The sequence below is a fragment of the Pseudomonas sp. DR208 genome (assembly GCF_019823005.1).
Lineage (GTDB): Bacteria > Pseudomonadota > Gammaproteobacteria > Pseudomonadales > Pseudomonadaceae > Aquipseudomonas > Aquipseudomonas extremorientalis.
This window is the reverse complement of the sequence record NZ_CP081944.1, coordinates 3,202,647-3,224,905: the sequence shown is the minus strand read 5'-3', so window position 1 is coordinate 3,224,905 and position 22,259 is coordinate 3,202,647. Positions and strand designations below refer to the sequence as shown.

General features: G+C 62.3%; 16 protein-coding genes and 1 pseudogene. 11 read left to right on the top strand and 6 right to left on the bottom strand.

The genetic code is table 11. The annotated features are described in order from the left end of the window. The first annotated feature begins 541 nt into the window (after window positions 1–541). The 3 genes and pseudogenes from K5K89_RS14655 to K5K89_RS28980 all read left to right on the top strand — a co-directional run bounded on the left by K5K89_RS14655 (window position 542) and on the right by K5K89_RS28980 (window position 6,605). A complete protein-coding gene (locus K5K89_RS14655) occupies window positions 542–4,516 on the top strand; it encodes a bifunctional nitrate reductase/sulfite reductase flavoprotein subunit alpha (RefSeq protein WP_222539609.1) in 3,975 nt (1,324 codons plus the stop codon). Window positions 4,517–4,655: 139 nt separating this feature from the next. Further along, window positions 4,656–5,750: pseudogene (locus K5K89_RS28985) on the top strand (cache domain-containing protein); the annotation flags it as partial. An 87-nt stretch (window positions 5,751–5,837) separates the two neighbouring features. Further along, the gene (locus tag K5K89_RS28980) at window positions 5,838–6,605 is read left to right on the top strand and encodes a methyl-accepting chemotaxis protein (protein WP_371322060.1); all 768 of its coding nucleotides are present in this window, start codon (window positions 5,838–5,840) and stop codon (window positions 6,603–6,605) included. A gap of 34 nt (window positions 6,606–6,639) precedes the next feature. Here the strand turns inward: K5K89_RS28980 and K5K89_RS14645 are convergent, their stop codons facing one another. From K5K89_RS14645 to K5K89_RS14635, 3 genes are read right to left on the bottom strand one after another with little or no spacing between them, the layout of a single operon-like run. Then, window positions 6,640–7,416, bottom strand: a complete 777-nt coding sequence (locus tag K5K89_RS14645) for a nucleotidyltransferase domain-containing protein (protein ID WP_071487884.1) — start codon at window positions 7,414–7,416, stop codon at window positions 6,640–6,642. After that, window positions 7,413–7,892 (bottom strand): AAA family ATPase, encoded by a 480-nt coding sequence (locus K5K89_RS14640; protein ID WP_071487885.1) that lies wholly within the window; start codon window positions 7,890–7,892, stop codon window positions 7,413–7,415. Before K5K89_RS14640 ends, K5K89_RS14645 begins: the two co-directional genes overlap by 4 nt. Before the next feature lie 48 nt (window positions 7,893–7,940). After that, window positions 7,941–8,969, bottom strand: a complete 1,029-nt coding sequence (locus K5K89_RS14635) for a UV damage endonuclease UvsE (RefSeq protein ID WP_222539608.1) — start codon at window positions 8,967–8,969, stop codon at window positions 7,941–7,943. A 174-nt stretch (window positions 8,970–9,143) separates the two neighbouring features. Here K5K89_RS14635 and K5K89_RS14630 point away from each other — a divergent pair, with 174 nt between their 5' ends. The 3 genes from K5K89_RS14630 to K5K89_RS14620 all read left to right on the top strand — a co-directional run bounded on the left by K5K89_RS14630 (window position 9,144) and on the right by K5K89_RS14620 (window position 11,837). Continuing rightward, a complete protein-coding gene (locus tag K5K89_RS14630) occupies window positions 9,144–9,557 on the top strand; it encodes a DUF2231 domain-containing protein (protein ID WP_071487887.1) in 414 nt (137 codons plus the stop codon). Then, on the top strand, window positions 9,554–10,846 hold the full coding sequence (locus tag K5K89_RS14625) for a PQQ-dependent sugar dehydrogenase (RefSeq protein WP_093513353.1): 1,293 nt from the start codon (window positions 9,554–9,556) through the stop codon (window positions 10,844–10,846). The genes K5K89_RS14630 and K5K89_RS14625 overlap by 4 nt, the downstream gene beginning before the upstream one ends. Window positions 10,847–10,916: 70 nt before the next feature. Continuing rightward, entirely contained in the window at window positions 10,917–11,837 is a 921-nt protein-coding gene (locus K5K89_RS14620) for a helix-turn-helix domain-containing GNAT family N-acetyltransferase (protein WP_222539607.1), read from the top strand. 37 nt (window positions 11,838–11,874) lie between these two features. Here K5K89_RS14620 and K5K89_RS14615 read toward each other — a convergent pair whose 3' ends face one another. Both K5K89_RS14615 and K5K89_RS14610 read right to left on the bottom strand, forming a co-directional pair. Continuing rightward, complete coding sequence (locus K5K89_RS14615) at window positions 11,875–13,278, bottom strand: MFS transporter (protein WP_093121173.1); 1,404 nt, start codon at window positions 13,276–13,278, stop codon at window positions 11,875–11,877. Window positions 13,279–13,421: 143 nt separating this feature from the next. After that, window positions 13,422–13,952 (bottom strand): GNAT family N-acetyltransferase, encoded by a 531-nt coding sequence (locus tag K5K89_RS14610; RefSeq protein WP_222539606.1) that lies wholly within the window; start codon window positions 13,950–13,952, stop codon window positions 13,422–13,424. A 153-nt stretch (window positions 13,953–14,105) separates the two neighbouring features. Between K5K89_RS14610 and proP the strand changes: the two genes are divergently transcribed. From proP to K5K89_RS14595, 3 genes are all read left to right on the top strand, one after another. After that, window positions 14,106–15,608, top strand: a complete 1,503-nt coding sequence (gene proP / locus K5K89_RS14605; RefSeq protein WP_058424053.1) for a glycine betaine/L-proline transporter ProP — start codon at window positions 14,106–14,108, stop codon at window positions 15,606–15,608. A gap of 55 nt (window positions 15,609–15,663) precedes the next feature. Then, window positions 15,664–16,170: a GAF domain-containing protein gene (locus K5K89_RS14600; protein WP_071487893.1), complete on the top strand. Its 507-nt coding sequence runs from the start codon at window positions 15,664–15,666 to the stop codon at window positions 16,168–16,170. Window positions 16,171–16,243: 73 nt separating this feature from the next. After that, window positions 16,244–18,838: an EAL domain-containing protein gene (locus tag K5K89_RS14595; RefSeq protein WP_222539605.1), complete on the top strand. Its 2,595-nt coding sequence runs from the start codon at window positions 16,244–16,246 to the stop codon at window positions 18,836–18,838. Here K5K89_RS14595 and K5K89_RS14590 read toward each other — a convergent pair. Then, entirely contained in the window at window positions 18,795–19,616 is an 822-nt protein-coding gene (locus K5K89_RS14590; protein ID WP_222541711.1) for an AraC family transcriptional regulator, read from the bottom strand. The genes K5K89_RS14595 and K5K89_RS14590 overlap by 44 nt on opposite strands. 98 nt (window positions 19,617–19,714) lie before the next feature. Here K5K89_RS14590 and K5K89_RS14585 point away from each other — a divergent pair, with 98 nt between their 5' ends. Continuing rightward, window positions 19,715–20,926: an MFS transporter gene (locus K5K89_RS14585; RefSeq protein ID WP_071487896.1), complete on the top strand. Its 1,212-nt coding sequence runs from the start codon at window positions 19,715–19,717 to the stop codon at window positions 20,924–20,926. Window positions 20,927–21,046: 120 nt separating this feature from the next. After that, entirely contained in the window at window positions 21,047–22,171 is a 1,125-nt protein-coding gene (locus K5K89_RS14580) for a sensor histidine kinase (protein ID WP_222539604.1), read from the top strand. Window positions 22,172–22,259: the final 88 nt, after the last annotated feature.

The window sequence follows — 22,259 nt, the reverse complement described above, 5'->3', positions numbered from 1 at the left end:
AAAAAAACGCCTGAAACCTTGCGGTTCCAGGCGTCTTTGCCTGTTCTTGTGCGGGTTCGGATCAGGCGACTGCGCCGGATTCACCGCTATTGCCCTGGTTGTCGATCGTCGTTGACCGAGGTGGGTTGATGGGGAGCTTGCAGGGTCTGTGCCAAGCGAAGACAAAGCCCGCACTCAAGGCATCACACGCAAAACAACGGCGATGAAACTGCGCGTAATCGCCTCCAACTGGTGCACCTCGCGTCATAAAAGTGCACAAACCCCTTCTGCGGCGAGCGGGCTTGCCCCGCGTTGGGCCGCGTAGCGGCCCTAAAGGAAAACGCCGCGATCTTTCTGGAAGCTCGCGGCGTCTGGATCAGGGCTGCTTCGCAGCCCAACGCGGGGCAAGCCCGCTCGCCACAAAAAAACCTGGCGCGTGACTTGCTAGGAACACTCCAACCAGGCAGTCAACGCAGACTGCCCTCTCACGACAAAGGCGCCGTGTAACCCCCGTTCTGAATGGAGGGTTACAAGGCGCCTTTTTTGTTTATACGGGTTTCAGATGGCCAACCAAAACATACGCAGTGTGTGTCCCTATTGTGGCGTGGGCTGCGGCATCATCCTGCAGGTCGAGCACAATAAAGTGGTCAAGGTGATCGGCGACAAGGCCCACCCCACCAACTTCGGGCGCCTGTGCACCAAGGGCACTACCTGCGGCCAGGCCATCGCCGAGTCCGGCCGCATGGAGAACGCCTATGTGCGCCAGGCCCGCGACCATGACCCCGTACGCCTCGGCATGGACAAGGCCATCAGCGAAACCGCCCGGCGCCTGCGCCAGACCCTCGACACACACGGCCCGGACGCGCTGGCCTTCTACGTATCAGGCCAGATGTCGCTGGAGTCCCAGTACCTGATCAACAAATTGGCCAAGGGCTTTGTGCGCACCGCCAACATCGAGTCCAACTCGCGCCTGTGCATGGCCAGCGCCGGCAGTGGCTACAAACTGTCCCTCGGTTCCGACGGTCCACCGGGCTCCTATGAAGACTTCGACCGCGCCGACCTGTTCTTCGTGATCGGCGCGAACATGGCCGACTGTCACCCCATCCTGTTCCTGCGCATGATGGACCGGGTCAAGGCCGGGGCGAAGCTGATCGTGGTCGACCCCCGGCGCAGCGCCACGGCAGACAAGGCCGACCTGTTCCTGCCGATCAACCCCGGCACCGACCTGGCCCTGCTCAATGGCCTGTTGCACCTGCTGGTGAAAAACGGCCATACCGATCCTGCCTTCATCGCGAACTTCACCGAAGGCTGGGAGGCGATGCCGCCATTTCTGGAGAACTATTGCCCCGAGCACGTCGCCGCCATCACCGGCCTCGCCGAAGCGGATATCCGCCAAGCCGCCGACTGGATCGGCCAGGCCACCGAGTGGATGAGCTGCTGGACCATGGGCCTCAACCAGAGCACCCACGGCACCTGGAACACCAACGCGCTGTGCAACCTGCACCTGGCCACCGGCGCCATTTGCCGCACAGGCAGCGGGCCGTTTTCCCTCACCGGCCAACCCAATGCCATGGGCGGGCGTGAGATGGGCTACATGGGTCCGGGCCTGCCGGGGCAGCGCTCAGTGTTGGTGGACGCGGACCGCGCCTTCATCGAAAACCTGTGGCAGATCCCCCACGACAGCCTGCCGCGCCAGGCCGGCAGTGGCACCGTGGCGATGTTCGAGCAGATGGCCGCCGGCCGGATCAAGGCCTGCTGGATCATCTGCACCAACCCGGTGGCCAGCGTGCCCAACCGGCAAACCGTGATCAACGGCCTGCACACCGCCGAGCTGGTGATCAGCCAGGACGCCTTCCTCGACACCGAGACCAACCGCTACGCCGACATCCTGCTGCCCGGCGCACTGTGGGCCGAGGCCGAGGGCGTGATGATCAACTCCGAGCGCAACCTGACCCTGATGCAAAAGGCCGTGGACGCGCCCGGCGAGACCCTGCCCGACTGGCAGATCATCGCCCGGGTCGCCTGTGAGATGGGCTTTGCCGAGGCCTTCACCTACGCATCCGCCGCCGAGGTCTTTGAAGAAATCAAACAGGCCTGGAACCCCAAGACCGGCTACGACATCCGTGGCGCCAGCTACCCGCGCCTGCGTGAAAACCCTGTGCAATGGCCCTGCGCATCGGTTGAGGCAGCGCACCGCAACCCGATCCGCTACCGCCATGGCGGCACCCTCACCTTCGCCACCGAAAGCGGCAAGGCGCGGTTCTTCGCTCGCCCGCATATGCCGCCCGCCGAGATGCCCGACGACGGATTTCCCTTCGTACTCAACACCGGTCGTGTGCAGCACCAATGGCATACCCTGACCAAGACCGGCAAGATCGCCACCCTGAACAGACTCAACCCCGGCCCCTTCGTCGAACTGCACCCCGAAGACGCCGTCCGCCTGGGCATCAAGGACAAGGACCGGGTCGAAATACGCTCCCGACGCGGCCATGCCGTGCTGCCCGCCGTAGTCACCGACCGCGTGCAGCCGGGCAACTGTTTTGCGCCGTTTCACTGGAACGACGTGTTCGGCGAACACCTGGCGATCAACGCAGTGACCCATGATGCGGTGGACCCGATTTCCCTGCAGCCGGAGTTCAAGTGCTGCGCCGTCGCCCTCAGCCGTGTCGAGCTGATCGACCACCAGTTCCTCGACCTCCCTTCCTCCGTAGCAGAGGACACCGCCATGTCGCGCCTCGACGCCTTCGCTGACATCACCGGCATCCGCCACCTATCGCCACCGCCCCTGAGCGACAACGAACGCACCTACCTCGCCGGCTTCCTCAGCGGCTTGCACACCAGCGCCGCGCGCCAGGGTTTCGGCGTACCGACCCTGCCGGCGACTGCGCCGCTGACCGAGGCGTCACGCTTATGGCTGAACGGCTTGCTCGCCGGCTTGTTCAGTCCTACTGAACCCCTCGCCGCGCCCTCCCCGGCCGTCACCCTGCTGTGGGCCTCGCAGACCGGCAATGCCGAAGCCCTGGCCGAACGCTTTGCCAAGCGCCTGCGCGAAACAGGCATCAGCGTGGAACTGAGCGCGATGGCGGATTTCCCCGCGAGCAAACTGGCAAGCACCCACACCCTGGCGCTGATCAGCAGCACCTTTGGCGACGGCGACCCGCCTGACAACGGCGAAGGTTTCTGGCATAGCCTGCGCACCGCCGAGACTCGCCTGGAGTCGTTGCGCTTTGCGGTATTGGCCTTGGGCGACGCCAACTACGACCAGTTCTGCAACCACGGCAAGCAACTGGACCGGCGCTTGCTGGAACTGGGGGCAACGCGCCTGCTGGAACGGGTGGACTGCGACACTGAATTCGAAGCCGCCGCGGATGCCTGGCTGGCGCGGTTCCAACAGGCACTCAACCCGGCAAAACCGGTGGCACCGGCCACTCCCGCCGGTAAAACCAAGCTGTACGGCTCGCGCCTGCTGCTCAACCGCCATCTCAACCCGCACAGCGCGCACAAGGAAACCCGCCAGTTCGCCCTGGACCTGGCCGACTCCGGGCTGACCTATGAAGCCGGGGATGCGCTGGGTATACGGCCACGCAACTGCCCCGAACTGGTCAGCGAACTGCTCGACCTCACCCGTCTGAACGCCAGTACTTGCGTGAACATCGACACCTTCGGCGATGTGCCGTTGCAACAGGCCCTCACCCAGCACTTCGAAATCGCCCGGCCCAGCAGCGACACCCTGGCCTTCATCGCCGAGCGCAGCGTCAACCCGGGTCTCAAGCACTTGCTCAACCCCGAGCACAAGGCCGAACTCAATGACTGGCTGTGGGGTCGGCAACTGGCGGATGTGTTGCAGGAATACCCCATCGAGTGCTCGGCGGACGAGCTGCTGGGCACCCTCAAGCGCCTGCAACCGCGCTTATATTCGATCGCCTCCAGCGCCAAGGCGTACCCGCACGAGGTGCACCTCACCGTGGCCGCCGTGCGTTATGGCAAGCGCAAAGGCGTGTCCTCGACCTTCCTCGCCGACCGCGTCGGTGACGGGGAAGTGCCGCTATTCGTGCAACCGTCGAAACACTTCCGCACACCCAGCGATGGCCAGGTGCCGATGATCATGATCGGTCCAGGCACCGGCATCGCGCCGTTCCGTGGGTTCTTGCAGGAACGCCGGGCGCTGGGTCATCAGGGGCGCAACTGGCTGTTTTTCGGCGAGCAGCACGCCGCCAGCGACTTCTACTACCAGGACGAGTTGCAAGGTATGCAGCGCGATGGCCTGCTCACCCACCTGAGCCTGGCGTTCTCCCGCGACCAGGCGCAAAAGGTGTATGTGCAGGACCGCATCCGCGAACAGGGTGCCGAGCTGTGGCGCTGGCTACAGGACGGCGCCAGGCTGTACGTCTGCGGCGATGCCAGCCACATGGCCAAGGACGTCGACCAGGCCTTGCGTCAGGTCGCGCAAAACCACGGCGGGCTTGGCGTTGAGGGCGCCGTGGAGTACTGGCGACAGATGAGCGAACAGAAACGTTATCTGCGTGATGTGTATTGATTGGATACAGAACAATACGCACTTTGTATTGTGTACAAAAAACCCTAAAGATTTATCGGTGCCAGGCCGAAACAGCAGTGATAGCAAATCGCCTGATTCCTGATCAAGGAACGCAGCGATTTGGCCGCCCTTCACGCTGATGGTCGTCTCGATGAAAATAAAAAATAAGCTGGTCCTGGCATTTGTCTCTGTTGCATTTATTCCGGTCAGCCTGGTGGCCGTGATTTCGGTCATGAACACGCGGACCCAGGCGGTGGATCAGTTCATCGATGGCAGCACCCGGGAAATTCGCCAGATCGACGGCAACATTCGCCAGTTCTTCGATGGCACGTTGCAAAACGTCGATCAGATGGCCACTGATCCTGTATACACTTCCGTCAGCACGCTGAAGAACTACCAGGCCGCCGATGCCGCCAGCCAACCGCTGCCGGCCGAGGCGCAAGCCGTGATCGAGCGCTTCGCACGCTTTGGCGCCACCCACCCGGCGGCGGCGATCCTGTCCATCGGCCTGGAAGACGGCACCTACGCCAAATGGCCGGATGACCCCCAACTGGCCAAATACGATCCGCGCACCCGCCCCTGGTACAAGGCGGCCATGGCCAGCCCCGGTAAAACCGTGCGCACCCCCGCGTATTACTACGACAAGGACGATGTAGCATTGGTGGGCACCGCCCGGGCGATGCTGGAAAACGGCAAGGCCAAGGGCGTGTTCGTGGTCAGCGTCTCCCTGAAAAACCTCACCGAACTGGTCAAGAGCATCAAGCTGGGCGAAAGCGGTTACGTGATGCTGATCGAAGACGGCGTGGTGCTGGTGGATCCGCGTGACGCCGCCCACAGCTTCAAGCCGCTCAAGGACCTGGGCGCGCCCTATGCGCAGCTGGCCGACACACCTCAGGGATCTACTGAGGTGGTGATCGACGGCGTGCGCTACATGGCCAACGTGTGGACCTCCCCCGGCCTTGGCTGGCGCTATATCGGCCTGATCGAACACCGTGAAGTCATGGCCGAAGCCACGCGCATGACCTACCTCACGGCCATCATCGTCGGCGTGCTGGTGCTGATTTTCGGGCTGATCGCGGCGGCGTTCTCCAAGGTCATCGTCAAGCCCATCGGCCAGGTCAGCACCGGCTTGCAGTCCATCGCCCAGGGCGAAGGCGACTTGCGCCACGAACTGCAGGTGCAGGGCAAGGATGAAACCGCCGAGCTGGCCGGCTGGTTCAACAAGTTCCTCGCGGCGATCCGCCAACTGATCCAGCACATCGGTGCGGCGTCGGCCAATTTGCAGAACGCTTCCAAGGTCAACAGCGAGGTGGCGCACAATATGAACGAGGCGGCCGGACGCCAGCGCGAGGCCGTTGAATTGGTGTCGACCGCATTCAATGAAATGGTCGCCACCGCCAACGAAGTCGCCCGCTCCTGCAGCGGCGCCGCGGAGTCCGCCGAAAACGGCCACCGTCGCGTGGCCGAGGGCAAGCAGCAGATCGAAGTCACCACCGACAACGTCAACCGCCTGGGGCGCCGTCTCACCGAGTCGTCCCAGGCCATGGTCGAACTGGAAGCTGGCAGCCGCAGCATCAACCAGATCCTCGGCACCATCCGCGCGATTGCCGAACAGACCAACCTGTTGGCCCTCAACGCCGCCATCGAGGCCGCCCGTGCCGGTGACCAGGGCCGTGGCTTCGCGGTGGTGGCCGATGAAGTGCGTGCCCTGGCCAAGCGCACGTCCGACTCCACCGGCGAGATCGAGCAACTGCTCGGCACCCTGGAAAACAAGACCCAGGAAGTCACCCAGAAGATGGGCAGTTGCCTGGACTTGTCGCGGGCCAGTGTGTCATCCATCGAAAGTGCGCGGGACAGCTTCGAAGGTATCCAGACGTCGGTGAACGAGATCCGCGACCAGAACCTGCAGATTTCTGCCGCCGCCGAGGAACAACACAGCGTGGCCGAAGAGATCAACCGGCACATCCAGCAGATCTACGACGAGGCACGCCTGGTGGAGAGCCTGGCCAACTCGGCGCAGGACGACTCGGGGCGCTTGTCCACTCTGTCGGATGAATTGAATGGATTGGTGGGGCGCTTCAAGTCCTGAGGAAGTCAGTGCTCTGGCGCCACATGGCAAACGCTCAAATGCGCGATTGCGCAACCATCCAGGCCTGGAACGCCTGAAGTCGAGCCGTGAATGTTTCACGGTCGGCACTCGGGTTCCGGGCCTCGAACAAAAAGAAGGCCACCTGAGTCATCTTGGATGGGTACTCCTTTACGAACAGCGCCACATGCATTTCCAGCGTATGCGGCCACGATGCCTGCTCACCGCAGAGTATCTGGGTGGCTCTGAGCAGCTTGCGTGACGCTTCGCGCTGCAGGCGGAGTCGCTCCTGTTCGTTGGCGGCATGTGCGATGCGGCCAAGGTAAGCGGTGAGCACCGCTTCAAAGTCACCGTTCACGGCCAGGGCAATATCCAGTGATGGCCGAAACCGCTCGAACTGCGCCGACAGATCATTGCCCCACACGCACCGGCAGTGGTGCTTGAGCCAGAATCCCCAGCTGTTGCCGTTTTCGATGGCCAGTACCTGTGCGCGGCTGCCGATATCGAAATCCACCTTGGTGACTTGCGGGTACCGCACGGCCAGGTCACATCGCACCCGCTCCAACCGCTCCAAAACTGCAGAAGTCGGCGGCTCACATAGCACCACTGTCAGATCAAGATCGGAAACGCCCGGCAGCGCATCGCCACGCGCGACGCTGCCATAAAGATAAAGGCCGTCCACTCCCAAGTCAGGCTGCGAGAGCACGTTGCAGGCAGCCTCGAGCAGTGGCTGAAACTCACGCTGCACGGGGACGTGGGGAACCGTAAGGATAAAGCCCTCGGCGTCCACCCCCACGGATTGCGCCGGGCTCATGGGTGATGCCTCTCGATCACCAGGCCTTCAGCCTCGCTCGGTACACTGAAATGGCGGGTAATCAGATCAAACTCAGCATCAGTGGCGGCAAAGTCATGCTCACCCTGGGCGTTGCGCGCATGCAGCCTGGCCCGGCAGGTGGCGTCATCCAGTTCCAGGTAGTGCAGGCAGTGCCGGGCCTTGGCGGCGTGTGCCAACCCCAGCAGCCATTCGCGACTGGCCACTGTATTGGCAGGGAAATCCAGCACCACGTCGAGGCCCGACTGCAGCACATTGATCACCAAGGGGCCCAGTACGCCGCGAATACGCTGGGCGCATTTGATGTAATCCGCAATGGCGTGGATTTCACCGGGGTAAAGCGTGGCGAGCCAGTGGTCTTCACTGAGCACAATGGCAGCGTGCTCAGTGGCGAGGGTCTTGGCGAGCGTGGACTTGCCGGAGGCGATCTTGCCGCAGAGCAAATGCAGGGTTGGCATGGGGCGGTTCCTTATGTCAGTCCCGCCAGCATGACTGCCATGGATTGATCACACAACGCCCCGTTTCCAATGATCGTGGAACGCCAGGGCCGCGACATTCTTGTCCTTGGCTTCGAGCATGATGTCGAAGCGGTCGAGAAACTGCAGCGCATAATCGTTGGTCCAGCGGTTCCACATCTGTGCGCTGTGGGCGTAGAGGTCGCGCTTGGACACCACCTGCAACAGCGCGTCCATTTCCAGCTTGTGCTCGGCATCAAAGCCCAGCTCTTGCAGGCTCTCCGGGGGCTGGGAGTAATGCATGGTCGGTCGCACGCCGCGCCAGCTTTCAATCACCCGGGCGACCCGCTCCGAGTAGGGGTCGATGTAGTCGTTTTCGTTGATCCAGCAGTGGTGGATGTCCAGGACCACCGGTGCCAGGTCGGCGACTTGCAGGCAATGGTCCAGGCCATAGGTCTTTTCGTCGTTCTCGAACGTGATGCAGTTGCGCGCCACCTCCGACAGGCGCGACCACACGGCGCGGGTGCCTTCCACGCCGAGGCGGCCGGCGATATGCACGTTGCACTTGAGGTCCTGGAAGCGCCGGCCATAACCCATCATGCGGATCATGTCGGCGTGGTATTCGAATTCGGCGAGGCTGTTTTCCACCACGCCGGGGTTTTCGGAGCCGAGTACACAGTATTGGCCCGGGTGGAATGACAGGCGGATATCCGAGGCGCGGGCCAACTCACCGATGGCGGCAAAACCCTCAACCAATTGACGCTCGATAGCCGGGTCCTTGTAGACGCTGGCCACTTTGGCATGGCTGTAGAACGGCAACAGGTCGCTGCTCAAGCGCAGCATGCGCAGGGTCGAAGGCAATTCAGCGACATACGCCAGCAGGCGCAATTGAGCGGCCAGGTTGTGCGTGACCACTTCCACCAGTTTGTCCCGGGCCACCTGCGGTGTAACGCTGTCCATCCAACGCAACGTGGTGGTGCGCGGGTTGAACGGACCTTCGATCAGCTTTTGGGCGCTGGCCGACAGTAGCCGTTCGGGATGTTTGTATTGGCACGCGAAGCCAATGCGTGGGTGAGTCATGGAGGCGCCTGGCGTAGGAAAAAGGAGCGAATGATACGGGGTTAGTCCGGGGTCGACCCAGGCGGGTTCCCACTATTTCGAAACGTTTCACGCTGAACTTTCTCACCGGCGCTGCGTTCACTTCTTATGCGCTGCCCCGTCCAGGGGCGTTGTACAACAAGGAGCCGCCCCCGTATGACTACCCTCCCCGTTTACCGATATGCCCCAGGGCCGCTGCATGCGACCTTGCTCGCCGGCACCGTGCCGTTGTTTCTTGGTGCCTTGCTCAGCGACATTGCCTACACCCAGACCTACCAGATCCAATGGGCCAACTTCGCCTCCTGGCTGATTGCCGGCGCGTTGGTGTTCGCCGGTTTCGCGTTTCTGTTCGCGCTGGTCAACCTGCTGCGCGCCGAGCACAAGGCCGGTCAACCCACCCGCTATGTGCTGTTGCTGTTGGCCACTTGGGTACTGGGCCTGGTCAATGCCTTCCAGCATGCCAAGGACGCCTACGCCTCGATGCCCGGCGGCCTGATCCTGTCGGCCATTGTCTTGCTGCTGACGTTGGCGGCCACCTGGACCGGCCTGCGTTCGGGAGGTGTCAAATGAAAACGTCCAGCACCCTGACCCTATTGAGCGCCGCGCTGTTGCTGAGTGCCTGCGGTGGCGAAGGCGACAAGACCCAGGCCCGTGGCCCCGATCCCAAGCTGCCGGAACAGCAAAGCAGCCTGTTGCCGAGCATGAAAATCGCCGAACCTGCGCCCTGGGGCGAACAGAAACCCAAGGTGCCGGACGGCTACAGCATCACCGCGATTGCCACCGACCTGGCCATCCCACGCCAGACCCTGGTGCTGCCCAACGGCGATATCCTGGTTGCCGAAGGCCGTGGCGGCAGTGCGGCCAAGCTCAAGCCCAAGGATGTGATCGCCAGCCTGATCAAGGCCGAGGGCAACACCAAGGTCAAGAGCGGCAACCGCCTGACCCTGCTGCGCGACGCCGATGGTGACGGCACCTACGAACTCAAGACCGTGTTCGCCGACAACCTCAACGCACCCTACGGCCTGGCGTTTGCCAACGGCAAACTCTACGTGGCCAACCAGGACGCACTGGTGAGCTTCGACTACGCCGACGGCCAGACCAAAGCCAGCGGCCCGCCGAGCACCGTCACCGACCTGCCGGCGCAGATCAACCATCACTGGACCAAGTCCCTGGCCGTGAGCGCCGATGGCAGCCAGCTTTATGTGGGCATCGGCTCCAACAGCAACGTCACCGAACGCGGCATGGAAGTGGAGATCGACCGTGCGATGGTCTGGCAGATCGATGCCGCCACCGGTGCGCACAAGCCCTACGCCACTGGCTTGCGCAACCCCACGGCACTGACCATCCAGCCGGACACCGGGCAACTGTGGACGGTGGTCAACGAGCGCGACGAACTGGGCCCGGACCTGGTGCCGGACTACCTGACCTCGGTGCGTGAAGGCGCGTTCTACGGCTGGCCGTACAGCTATTGGGGTCAGAACGTCGACCCACGCGCCCAACCGCAGAACCCGGCCAAGGTGGCCGCCGCAATCAAGCCGGATTACAGCCTGGGCTCCCACGTGGCCGCCCTTGGCGTGGACTTTTCCATCCCGCAGATGGGCGAGCAGTTTGCCGATGGTGTGTTCGTCGGCGAGCACGGCAGTTGGAACCGCGACAACCCGGTGGGCTACAAGGTGATCTTCGTGCCGTTCAGCAATGGCAAGCCGTCCGGTGAGCCCATCGACTTCGCCACCGGCTTTCGCGGCGACGACGGCAAGACCCGTGGGCGCCCGGTGGGTGTGACGGTGGACCCGAAAGGCGCGCTGATCATTGCCGATGACCTGGCCAATACCGTTTGGCGCGTGACGCGGAACCGCTAAACAAAATGTTTGACATGGTTGCCTGAAGCAACAATATTGTTGCCTCAGGCAACCATTCGAGCATTTGAGCATGTCCACCCCCTTGCTTGTCGAACGCGCCGGCATCGTGCGCGCCTTCAACCGCTTCTACACCCACCAGATCGGCGTGTTGCAGGAACACTTGCTGCAAAGCGACTACTCCCTCACTGAAATCCGCGTGATGTACGAGTTGTCTTCCCGGGGGGACCTTACCAGCGCCGACCTGTGCCAGATGCTCGGCCTCGACGCGGGTTACCTGAGCCGGCTGACCAGTGGCTTTGAAAAAAAAGGCCTGATCCAGAAAGTCCGCTGCGCCACCGACGCCCGCGCCGTGCAATTGCACCTCACCGACCACGGCCGCGCCGTGCTGGCGCCGCTGGAGCAGCAAACCCAGCGCGAAGTCATCGCCCTGCTCGAGAGCCTGCCCGAACCGCAACAGCAACAACTCACCGAAGCGATGAAGCGCATCCAGGCCCTGCTGCAAGGCACCGCGCCCAGCTATCTGTTGCGTGACCCGCAACCCGGCGACATGGGCCGCGTGGTGCAGCAGCAAACCGCGATCTATGCCCGTGAATACGGCTGGAATTGGGAATTCGAAGCGCTGGTGGCGGAGATCGTCGCCAAGTATCTGCGCGAATATGACCCCACGTGCGAGCGCTGCTGGATCGCGGAAAAGGACGGCGAGGTGGTGGGCTCGGTGTTCGTGATCCGCCATGACCAGAGCACGGCCAAGCTGCGCATGCTCTACGTGGATGCCAGCGCACGGGGCATGGGTATTGGCCAGCGCCTGGTGGATGAGTGCGTACGTTTTGCCCGCCAGGTGGGCTACACACGCATGCTGCTGTGGACCGTGGATATTCTGACCGACGCGCGCAAGCTGTATCAGAAAGCCGGGTTCGAGCTGGTGGAGGAAGAGCCGATGGTCAGCTTCGGCAAAGCCCTGGTCAGCCAGACCTGGGCTCGCCCGCTGTGAAACAGCCCCGCGCCATGGCGGCGCGGGACGTGGAGCCTTACAGGTCAGTGATTTCCTTGTGGCGCGGCACCAACGTCTTCATCACGCTCCAGGCCACCAGGTAGGCCAGCGCACAGATCGCGAACATGATCATGTAGCCGGTATGGATGTCGTTGATGGACTTGTAGTAGTCGAACACCCAGCCGCCGATCTTGGTCATGACCACGCCGCCCAGGCCGCCGGCCATGCCACCGATACCGACCACCGAGGCCACGGTTTTCTGCGGGAACATGTCCGAGACGGTGGTGAAGATGTTGCACGACCACGCCTGGTGCGCCGAGGCGCCCACACCGATCAGCAGTACCGGCACCCAGAAGCTGATATAGCCCAACGGCTGGGCCAGCAACACCACCAGCGGGAACAATGCGATCACCAGCATGGCTTTCATGCGCCCGTCGTACGGTGCATCGCCGCGCGCCATGAAGTAGCTGGGGAACCAGCCGCCACCAATGCTGCCGACCATGGTCATGCTGTACAGCACCGCCAGCGGCATGACGATATCGGCGCCTTTCATGCCGTACTGCGCCGACAGGTAGGTGGGCAGCCAGAACAGGAAGAACCACCACACGCCATCGGTCATGAACTTGCCGAAGGCAAAGGCCCAGGTCTGGCGATAGGTGAGCAACTTGAACCACGAGACTTTTTTCTCCACGGCGCCGGCCGGTGACGGGGTGAACGGCTGCACGGTCTGGTCACTGCGGATATAGGCCAGTTCTGCGGCCGACAGGCGTTTTTGCTCCTCCGGCTTGCGGTAGAGCGCGATCCACACCGCGACCCACACGAAGCCGAGCCCGCCGATCACGATAAACGCCGCTTCCCAGCCCCACAGACCGGCAATCAATGGCACGCAGATCGGCGCCAGGATCGCGCCCACGTTGGCGCCGGAGTTGAAGATACCGGTGGCCAGCGAGCGTTCTTTCTTGGGGAAATATTCGGCGGTGGCCTTGATCGCGATCGGGAAGTTGCCCGCCTCGCCAATCGCCAGTACCGCACGGGACAACATGAAGCCGGCAATCGACACCGGGATCACCGCCAGGCCGATCGCGCCGCTGATGACCGCGATGCCCTCGCCCATCGGCACCGAGAAGGCATGCATGATCGCGCCCGTGGACCAGATGCCAATCGCCACCACATAGGCCGCCTTGGTGCCGATCTTGTCGACGAAGCGCCCGGCGAACAGCATGGAGATCGCGTAGACAAACTGGAACACCGCCGCGATGTTCGCGTAGTCGGTGTTGCTCCAGCCAAATTGCGTGGACAACTGCGGTGCCAACAGGCTGAGCACCTGGCGGTCGAGGTAGTTGACGGTAGTCGCGAAGAACAGCATCGCGCAGATGGTCCAGCGATAGTTGCCTACCGCTTGGCCAACGCGGTGAGCGTGGATGGGCTCGTTCAAGTTCATGGCATCACTTTTTATTTTTGTTAGGTAAGACATATGTAACGTCATATGTCGTCGTACAACTGCGACTTTTATATCGGGCCGCCTACCGGCTGTCAATCCGAAAGATTGCCGTTTATCGAGGTTCTACGTGGGTCTGTAAAAGGTCAGGCAAATACAGTTGTAGGATGACAAATACGCATGACCAGGCTGGGCGCTTTGCCCGGTACATCGTCGAGCACACCAAAAGGCTGCATGCCGATCTTTTCCAGCACCCTGATCGAGGCCCCATGATCCGGTCGCACCAGCCCGAACACCTCGGGCAACCCCAGGCTGTCGAATGCCAGTGCCAACGCGTCGCGCCCCAACTCGGTGGCATAGCCCTGCCCCCAGGCCTCCACCGCAAAACGGTAACCCAGGTTGATGCGCCGCTCGGTCAGGTAGTTGAGCGGCGCGATACCGCCGAAGCCGATGATGTGGTCCGGCGTCTCGCGCCGTGCAATTGCCCACCAGCCGTACCCTTGGGTCGCCCACTGTTCCCGCCAGTGATCCAGCAGGCGCTGCGCCGCCGCCAGGCTGGCCATGGGGCCCGATGGGTTGAACAGGTTGGTCTGCGGGTCGCCGAAGATCGCGAACAATCGCTGCAGGTCGCCCGGCTGCGGCTGGCGGTAGACAAGGCGGGAATGGGCGGCTGGCATTCGCATAACTCGTGTGTGGGCGGACAAAGTTCAATCCATCTGCAAAAAAACGCAAATAGTGGTGAATTATTTCATGTCCGCTTGTATCTGAAGTGACAGAGCGGTGCCATCGCAGTGATGGCGCCTCCCCTGTTCTGCTTTAGAGTGCCCCGCATGAAATTACGTAAGAAAAGCGTCAAGCCCATCGGATTGAAAGACATCACCATCGTCGACGACACCAAGGTGCGCAAGGCGATCACCGCCGCCGCCCTGGGTAACGCCATGGAATGGTTCGACTTTGGCGTCTATGGGTTTGTTGCCTATGTGCTCGGCAAGGTGTTCTTCCCCGATGCCTCGCCCAGCGTACAAATGATCGCAGCACTGGGCACCTTCTCCGTGCCGTTCCTGATCCGTCCCCTGGGTGGCCTGTTCTTCGGTGCACTGGGGGATAAATACGGGCGGCAAAAGGTCCTGGCCGCGACCATCGTGATCATGTCCCTGAGCACCTTCGCCATCGGCCTGATCCCCTCCTACGCCTCGATTGGCATCTGGGCGCCGATCCTGCTGTTGCTGTGCAAAATGGCCCAGGGGTTTTCGGTGGGTGGCGAATACACCGGTGCGTCGATCTTCGTCGCGGAGTATGCGCCGGACCGCAAGCGCGGCTTCCTCGGCAGCTGGCTGGACTTCGGCTCCATCGCCGGCTTCGTGCTGGGCGCCGGTGTGGTGGTGCTGATTTCCAGCATCCTGGGCGAAGCCGACTTCGAGTCATGGGGCTGGCGCCTGCCGTTCTTCCTTGCCCTGCCCCTGGGCATCATCGGCCTGTACCTGCGTCACGCCCTGGAGGAAACCCCGGCGTTCCAGCAGCACATGGACAAAATGGAACAGGGCGACCGTGAAGGCTTGACCCACGGCCCCAAAGTCTCGTTCAAGGAGGTCGCGACCAAGCACTGGCGCAGCCTGCTGACCTGCATCGGTATCGTCGCGGCCACCAACGTGACGTACTACATGCTGCTCACCTACATGCCGAGCTACCTGTCCCATAACCTGCACTACAAAGAAAACAGCGGCGTGCTGATCATCATCGCGATCATGGTCGGCATGCTGTTCGTGCAGCCGTTCATCGGTTTTGTCAGCGACAAGATCGGCCGCAAGCCGTTCATCATCGCTGGCAGTATCGGTCTGCTGTTCCTGTCCATTCCGGCGTTTATGCTGATCACCAGCGGCAAGATCGGCCTGATTTTCGCCGGCCTGCTGATCCTCGCGGTGATCCTCAACTTCTTCATCGGCGTAATGGCCTCCACACTCCCCGCGATGTTCCCCACTCACTTGCGCTACAGTGCATTGGCCAGTGCGTTCAATGTCTCGGTATTGATCGCCGGTGTCACGCCGACCGCCGTGGCCTGGCTGGTGGAAAGCACCGACAACCTGTACATGCCCGCCTACTACCTGATGGTGTTTGCGGTGGTCGGCCTGGTCACTGGCCTGACCATGAAGGAAACCGCCAACAAGCCATTGCGTGGCGCAGCGCCGGCGGCGTCGGACATGGAAGAAGCCAAGGAGTTGTTGCAGGAACATCACGACAACATCGAGCAAAAGATCGAAGATATCGACGCGCAGATTGCCGAATTGGAAGCCAAGCGCCAGACCCTGGTGCAGCAACATCCGCGTATCAACTGAAGCCTGACCCTGCATGGCGGCCCCACCCGCCGCCATGTTTCTGGAGAGTTCAACCATGGTTCCAAGCGTCACCGCACCACAGTCGTTGCTCAGCGCAGATGAACGCGCCGCCATTGCCGAAATAGAAGCCACCACCAGCATCCTGCAACTGGTTACCCGCCTGACCGGCATGCGCTTCGCCGGCATCGCCAAATTCACCGACCTGGAATGGGTGGTCTGCTCCGTGCATGACACCGTCGACATGGGCATTCATGTCGATGACGTGCTTGAGCTGGAAACAACATTGTGCAGCGAGTTCTGTATCAACCCACAGACCCTGTTCATCCCGCAGATCAGCCAGAGCGGCCGCTTCGCCGCACGTCCGGTGGTCAAGCAATTCGCCATCGAGAGCTATGCCGGTGCACCGATTTTCCTGCCCGACGGCCGTCTGTTCGGCGCGCTGTGTGCACTGGATTCGCGGGCAATGCTGTTCGAAGATCCCAACCTGCCGGAAACCCTCAGCCTGTTTGCTCGGCTGATCGGCTGCATTTTTTTCGCCAACCTGACGACCAGCGATACCTGAGCGTTCAGTTTTCCAGCAGCGCCGCCGATAACCAGGGATACCCCTGACTTGCAGCGCTGCCCTGCGGGAAACAATGCCGAACACTCTCGTCCCGATCACCCGAACGTTCTCCAACCGCACCAGCCTGTCGCTGACACGGACCTCACTGTTCAATTTCACGGCCCTGTTGGTCCTGGTATTTGCAGCAGCGGCCTACTCGCTGATCTACCTGGCCCATGACCTGGACCACGCCGAGCAAGAGGAAAACGCGTTTTACACGCGTAAAGCCGTGCAGTCCCTGGAAAAATCGCTGCGGGTGACCGTCAAGGACTACGCCTTCTGGAGCGATGCCTACAAGCACTTGCACCTCAAGGTGGACACCGATTGGGCCTACGGTCGCGGCAACGTCGGCGCCACACTGTTCCAGGATTTCGGCTTCCAAGGGCTGTTTGTGGTCAACGACGCCAACCGCACGGTGTACGCCGTAGTCGAAGGCGAGCTGCAACCCATTGACCTCAGCGACTGGCTCGCCCAGCCCATCACCCAGGTCCTCGAACAGGCTCGTGCCGGAGCCGAACAGGAAACGCCGGTCACCGCCTTCATCAACGTGCGCGGCAGCCCGGCACTCGTGGCCGCAGCCGCCATCACGCCCGGCACCGACCCCACGGTGAAGGTGGATGGGCGCCCTGCGTCGGTACTGGTGTTTGTCGACATTCTCGACAGCGCCCACCTGGCCCTGATCGGCAATGATTTCGGGGTGAATCAACTGCATATCGCCAGCGCCGATGAGGTCGGCAATACCTTGCTGGTCCCCCTGGGCGAAAACGGTGCTGCCGGCAGCCTGCATTGGCAGCCGGCGCGCCCAGGTGTGCGGTTGATGGGTGTTGGCTTGCCGCTGCTGGGCCTGGCCGCATTGCTGGTATGCCTGATGACCTGGGTGATCCTGCGTCGCGCCAGTGCCGCTGCCCTCGCCCTGGATGCCAGCCATGCGTCGCTGCTAGACAGCCAGAATGCCCTGACTACCAGTGAAGCGCGCTTTCGCGATGTGGTGGAAGCCAGCTCCGATTGGGTCTGGGAAATCGACGCCGGCTGGCGTTTCACGTACTTGTCGGAGCGCTTCGAGAACGTAACCGGCCTGGCCCGTCATACCTGGATCGGCGCCGCCATCAACGAGCTCCTGGACACGGAAGCCGGCGCGCTTTCGCAATGGCTGAACACGCCCAGCCGTACCGCGGACCTCAGCGTGCAATGCCGCTACGTCGACGCCCACGGCCAGGAACGCACCACACGGCTTGCGGCAAGGCAAATGCCCTGTGGCGGTTTCCGCGGAACCGCCACCGACGTGACCGAGGAAGTCGAAGCACGGCGGCGCATTGAATTCCTGTCTCAGCACGACGCGCTCACCGGGCTGGCCAACCGAACGCGCCTGCAAGCGTTCCTCGACGACAAGCTCAAGACACTGCCTGCGTCGGGGCAGCCTTTGGTCATGCTCAGCCTGGACCTGGACCGCTTCAAACCGGTCAACGACCTGCTCGGGCACGCCGCAGGCGACCACGTGCTCAACGAAGTGTCGACCCGCCTGGCCGATTGCGTGCGCCACGGCGACCTGGTGGCCCGGGTGGGTGGCGATGAGTTTGTGATGATCCTCACGAATGCGGGTACCCAGGACGATGTCGAGTCCTTGTGCCTGCGCTTGATCGAGTCCGTTGAACAGGCGGTCAGGATCGGTGAGCAGGAAGTGTTCGTCAGCGCGAGTATCGGCATCGTGCTGGCCCCCGACGATGCCAGCGAAGCCGCCGAACTGCTGCGTTATGCCGATATCGCGCTATACGAAGCCAAGGCTGCTGGCCGCAACACCTGGCGGTTTTACTCAGGGGAGATGAATGCACGGATCATCGAGCGTCGCCGCCTGGAAAGCGACCTGCGTTTTGCAATCAAGCACAATGAACTGCGCCTGCACTTCCAACCACGCTATCGCATTGCCGATGGGCGGATGGTCGGCGCCGAAGCGCTGGTGCGCTGGCAGCACCCACAGCGCGGGCTGATTCCACCCGACACCTTCATACCGATTGCCGAAGAGTCCGGGCTGATCCTGTCGCTGAGCGACTGGGTACTGCAAACCGCCTGCGCCTGCGCCGCCCAGTGGCCCGAAGCACTGTTTGTGTCGGTGAACCTGTCGTCCACGGAGTTCAAGCGTGGCGACCTGGTAGAGCGCATTCGCAACGCCCTCACGACCTCGGGGATCGATCCGGCGCGAGTGGAACTGGAAATCACCGAAAGCGTGATGCTCGAAGACGCGGCGGGCGCACTGGCGGTAATGCACACCCTCAAACGCCTGGGCATACGTATTGCCATGGATGACTTCGGCACCGGGTATTCCTCGTTGAGCTACCTGCGGGCCTTCCCCTTCGACGGGTTGAAGATCGACCGCAGCTTCCTCAGCCGCCTGGAAGACAGTGAGGATGACAAGGCGATCATCCAGGCCATCGTCGGCCTGGGGCGTGCCCTGGCATTGACGGTGACCGCCGAGGGTATCGAGACCTCCGGGCACCTGGAGATGCTCCGGGCGGTGTCCTGCGACGAAGGCCAGGGCTACTACCTCAGTCGGCCGCTGGATATCGACACGTTCAACGGGCTGCTCGGCACTAGCGGAAAAACTGACTCGGCGTCTTGCCAAACTGTTTCCTGAACATGCTGGTGAACGCACTCGGGCTGTCATAACCCAGCTCCATGGCGATATCGATCACCTTCTCGCCCACCGCAATGCGCTCCAGCGCCAGCAGCAAACGTGCCTGCTGGCGCCATTGGCCGAAGGTCATGCCGGTTTCCTTGCGAAACAGGCGCTGGATGGTTTTCTGGTCCAGGTGCAGGCGCTCGCTCCAGTCCGCCACGGTGGAGGCATCGCCCGGCTCTTCCTGCAACGCCAGGCAGATGCGCTGCAGGCGCGGGTCGGCGGGCTGCGGCAAGGACAGCGGTAACGCCGGCAGGATCGCCAGTTCATCGAGGATCAGGTGCATGATCCGCGCATCCCGCGAGTCTTCGGCGTACGGCGGCTTCAGGCTCACGGACGCCTTGATCAGCTCGCTCAGCAACGGCGAGATACTCACGGTTTTCGGCTCGCCGGGCATGTTCGGGAAGCGATCCGGGCGCACAAACACGCTGCGCATTTTCAGGGTGCCCACGCAACGCAGTGAATGCACGTGCCCGGCGGGCATCCAGATGCCACGGTTGGGCGGCACGGTCCACTGGTTCAGCGCCGAGTACACCACCATCACGCCTTCGATGGCGTAGAGCAGTTGATGCTTCTCGTGGCTGTGGTCGGGGATCACCCAGTTTTCCGGGTAATCGGTGGCGGAACTGATGACAGCCCAGGCGCCTTCGTTGATTTCCTGGAGAAATTCGTTCAGCGGTTTGATCATTTCGCCCTTTTTGCGACAGTTGCCGCCCCAATTGCGCGAGACAGGCATTACTGACAAATCTAGCATGAACGCCGAATCATTTTGTAATGGATGGCCACCTTAAGAAGTGACCGCCTCTGATTAGCTGCCTTGTATGGAATGCCTGCATGTCGACCCTTACCGCGTCACCCGCCGCTGCAACCACTGCACCCCAGGCCAGCCCGTTGGTCATGCGCATCCTCGGTGCCTGCGCCCTGGCCCACTTGATCAATGACCTGATCCAGGCTGTGCTGCCATCGATCTACCCGATGCTCAAGGCCAACTACGGCCTGACATTTACCCAGGTCGGGCTGATCACTCTCACCTTCCAGTTGACCGCCTCCCTGCTGCAACCCTGGATCGGCTATCACACCGACCGCCACCCCAAACCCTGGCTGCTGCCGGCGGGCATGGTGTGCACCCTGGTCGGCATCCTGATGCTGGCGTTTGTCGGCAGCTTCCCGGCGATCCTGCTGGCGGCGGGCCTGGTGGGCGTGGGCTCGTCGACCTTCCACCCGGAAACCTCCCGCGTCGCGCGCCTGGCCTCCGGCGGGCGCTACGGCCTGGCGCAGTCGACCTTCCAGGTCGGCGGCAACACCGGCAGCGCCTTGGGCCCTCTGCTCGCAGCGGCGATCATCATCCCCTACGGCCAGGGCCATATCGCCTGGTTCGGGCTGTTTGCGGTGTTTGCCATCCTGGTGCTGTATGGCTTGAGCCGCTGGTACCGTCACCACCTCAACCTGTTCAAGCTCAAGCAAGGCGGCAAAGCCACCCATGGCCTGTCCAAAGGCCGCGTGACCTTTGCCCTGGTGGTGCTGGCCGTACTGGTGTTCTCCAAGTACTGGTACATGACCAGCCTGACCAGCTACTTCACCTTCTACCTGATCGAGAAATTCCAGCTGTCGGTCGCAAGCTCGCAGATGTATTTGTTCCTGTTCCTCGGCGCCGTGGCCGTCGGCACCTTCGCCGGCGGGCCGATCGGCGACAAGATCGGCCGCAAGAAAGTCATCTGGTTCTCGATCCTCGGCGCGGCACCGTTCACCCTGGCCCTGCCCTACGTCGACCTGTTCTGGACGGCGGTACTCAGCGTGGTGATCGGGTTCATCATCGCATCGGCCTTCTCGGCCATCGTGGTGTATGCCCAGGAACTGGTGCCCGGCAATGTGGGCATGATCGCCGGGATCTTCTTCGGCCTGATGTTCGGCTTCAGCGGGATTGGCGCGGCGCTGCTCGGTTTGCTGGCGGACACCCACGGCATCGAGTATGTCTACAAACTGTGCTCGTTCCTGCCGCTGGTGGGCATCCTGACCCTGTTGCTGCCCTCGACCAAAGGCGCCTGACCACGCCCGTTACCCGCTTGGCGCAGGCAAGCACGCCTGCGCCAGGCCAATCCGTGCTTAAATCCTTGTTTGGCAGCTTCCCGTGGGTTTCTGCTCGCCGCCTCCACAAGGACTCCCCACATGCGCCTGCCCGACTTCATTCTTGCGAACCTCGAACCGATCCTGCAGGCCTGGGAAGACTTTGCCGATACGCTCAAGACTCCCGGCGCCGACCTTGATCGTGTTGGCCTGCGTGACCACGCCGAGCAGATGTTGCGCGCCATCGTGCTTGACCTGCGCACCACCCAGACCGTCCAGGAGCAAATCGCCAAGGCCCAGGGCATGGCCCCGCAGAGTGAAGAGGAAACCCCGGCTGAAACCCATGCGATGACCCGGCTGATGGCCGGCTTCTCCATCGACCAGATGGTCTCCGAATACCGCGCGTTGCGCACCAGCGTGCTCAGCCAGTGGCTCAACCAGGTCAAGCACGGCACGACGCTGGAAATCGACGACATGAACCGCTTTCATGAAGCCATCGACCAGGCATTGGCGGAGTCCATCGCCAGTTACTCGCGCGCGGTCGAAGCCTCACGCAATGTGTTCCTGGGCATACTTGGCCATGACCTGCGCACGCCCCTGGGCGCGATTCTGCTGGGGGCCGATATGCTCAGGTGCTCGCCCACCCTGGACAAGCGCGGCACCCGCGTGGCCACGCAGATCTACACCAGTGTCCGACGCGCCAGCCAGATCGTCGGCGACCTGCTGGATTTGACGCGCAGCCAGATGGGCCCGGGCATCCCGGTCAAGCGCACACCCATCGACCTGGCACCGCTGTGCGAACGTATCGTTGAAGAAATACGCGCCTTTCACCCGCACGCCGACATCCTGTTCGAAGCCCAAAGCCCGGCCACGGGTGCGTTCGATGGCCCGCGCATGGAGCAGGTGTTTTCCAACATCATCAGCAACGCCGTGCAACACGGCGCTGTGCAGTCGCCGATCACGGTGCGATTGTCGGCTGCGACAGAAACGGTGCTCTTTACCGTGCACAACCACGGCAATCCGATTCCGGCCGAAGTGCTGCCGTTTATCTTCAATCCCATGGGGCGCTTTTCCCAACGTTCGGCAACCGAGCCCAGCCCGGCGGAAGGCTTGGGGCTTGGCTTGTTTATCGCCTCGGAAATCGTGACGGCCCATCACGGCGAGATCCAGGTTGAGTCAGATCCGGCATCCGGCACAGTATTCCGCGTGACGGTCCCGGTACGGTGACAGGCACACGTTGATAGCCGTTCGCCAGTAAGGCTCCGAAAAGGCCGCGCGAACGCTTACAATCGCGGTTTTCAACGCAAACCTGGCA

What these genes read in the sequence shown, in the direction of transcription:
- K5K89_RS14645 (WP_071487884.1), bottom strand. Translation starts at nt 7,416, where the DNA reads ATGAGCCCGGCGCAATCCGTGGGGGTGGACGCCGAGGGCTTTATCCTT.
- K5K89_RS14655 (WP_222539609.1), top strand. Translation starts at nt 542, where the DNA reads ATGGCCAACCAAAACATACGCAGTGTGTGTCCCTATTGTGGCGTGGGC.
- K5K89_RS14580 (WP_222539604.1), top strand. Translation starts at nt 21,047, where the DNA reads ATGCGCCTGCCCGACTTCATTCTTGCGAACCTCGAACCGATCCTGCAG.
- K5K89_RS14610 (WP_222539606.1), bottom strand. Translation starts at nt 13,952, where the DNA reads ATGCCAGCCGCCCATTCCCGCCTTGTCTACCGCCAGCCGCAGCCGGGC.
- K5K89_RS14620 (WP_222539607.1), top strand. Translation starts at nt 10,917, where the DNA reads ATGTCCACCCCCTTGCTTGTCGAACGCGCCGGCATCGTGCGCGCCTTC.
- K5K89_RS14615 (WP_093121173.1), bottom strand. Translation starts at nt 13,278, where the DNA reads ATGAACTTGAACGAGCCCATCCACGCTCACCGCGTTGGCCAAGCGGTA.
- K5K89_RS14625 (WP_093513353.1), top strand. Translation starts at nt 9,554, where the DNA reads ATGAAAACGTCCAGCACCCTGACCCTATTGAGCGCCGCGCTGTTGCTG.
- K5K89_RS14635 (WP_222539608.1), bottom strand. Translation starts at nt 8,969, where the DNA reads ATGACTCACCCACGCATTGGCTTCGCGTGCCAATACAAACATCCCGAA.
- K5K89_RS14600 (WP_071487893.1), top strand. Translation starts at nt 15,664, where the DNA reads ATGGTTCCAAGCGTCACCGCACCACAGTCGTTGCTCAGCGCAGATGAA.
- K5K89_RS14585 (WP_071487896.1), top strand. Translation starts at nt 19,715, where the DNA reads ATGTCGACCCTTACCGCGTCACCCGCCGCTGCAACCACTGCACCCCAG.
- K5K89_RS14590 (WP_222541711.1), bottom strand. Translation starts at nt 19,616, where the DNA reads ATGCCTGTCTCGCGCAATTGGGGCGGCAACTGTCGCAAAAAGGGCGAA.
- K5K89_RS28980 (WP_371322060.1), top strand. Translation starts at nt 5,838, where the DNA reads ATGAACGAGGCGGCCGGACGCCAGCGCGAGGCCGTTGAATTGGTGTCG.
- K5K89_RS14595 (WP_222539605.1), top strand. Translation starts at nt 16,244, where the DNA reads ATGCCGAACACTCTCGTCCCGATCACCCGAACGTTCTCCAACCGCACC.
- K5K89_RS14630 (WP_071487887.1), top strand. Translation starts at nt 9,144, where the DNA reads ATGACTACCCTCCCCGTTTACCGATATGCCCCAGGGCCGCTGCATGCG.
- K5K89_RS14640 (WP_071487885.1), bottom strand. Translation starts at nt 7,892, where the DNA reads ATGCCAACCCTGCATTTGCTCTGCGGCAAGATCGCCTCCGGCAAGTCC.
- proP (WP_058424053.1), top strand. Translation starts at nt 14,106, where the DNA reads ATGAAATTACGTAAGAAAAGCGTCAAGCCCATCGGATTGAAAGACATC.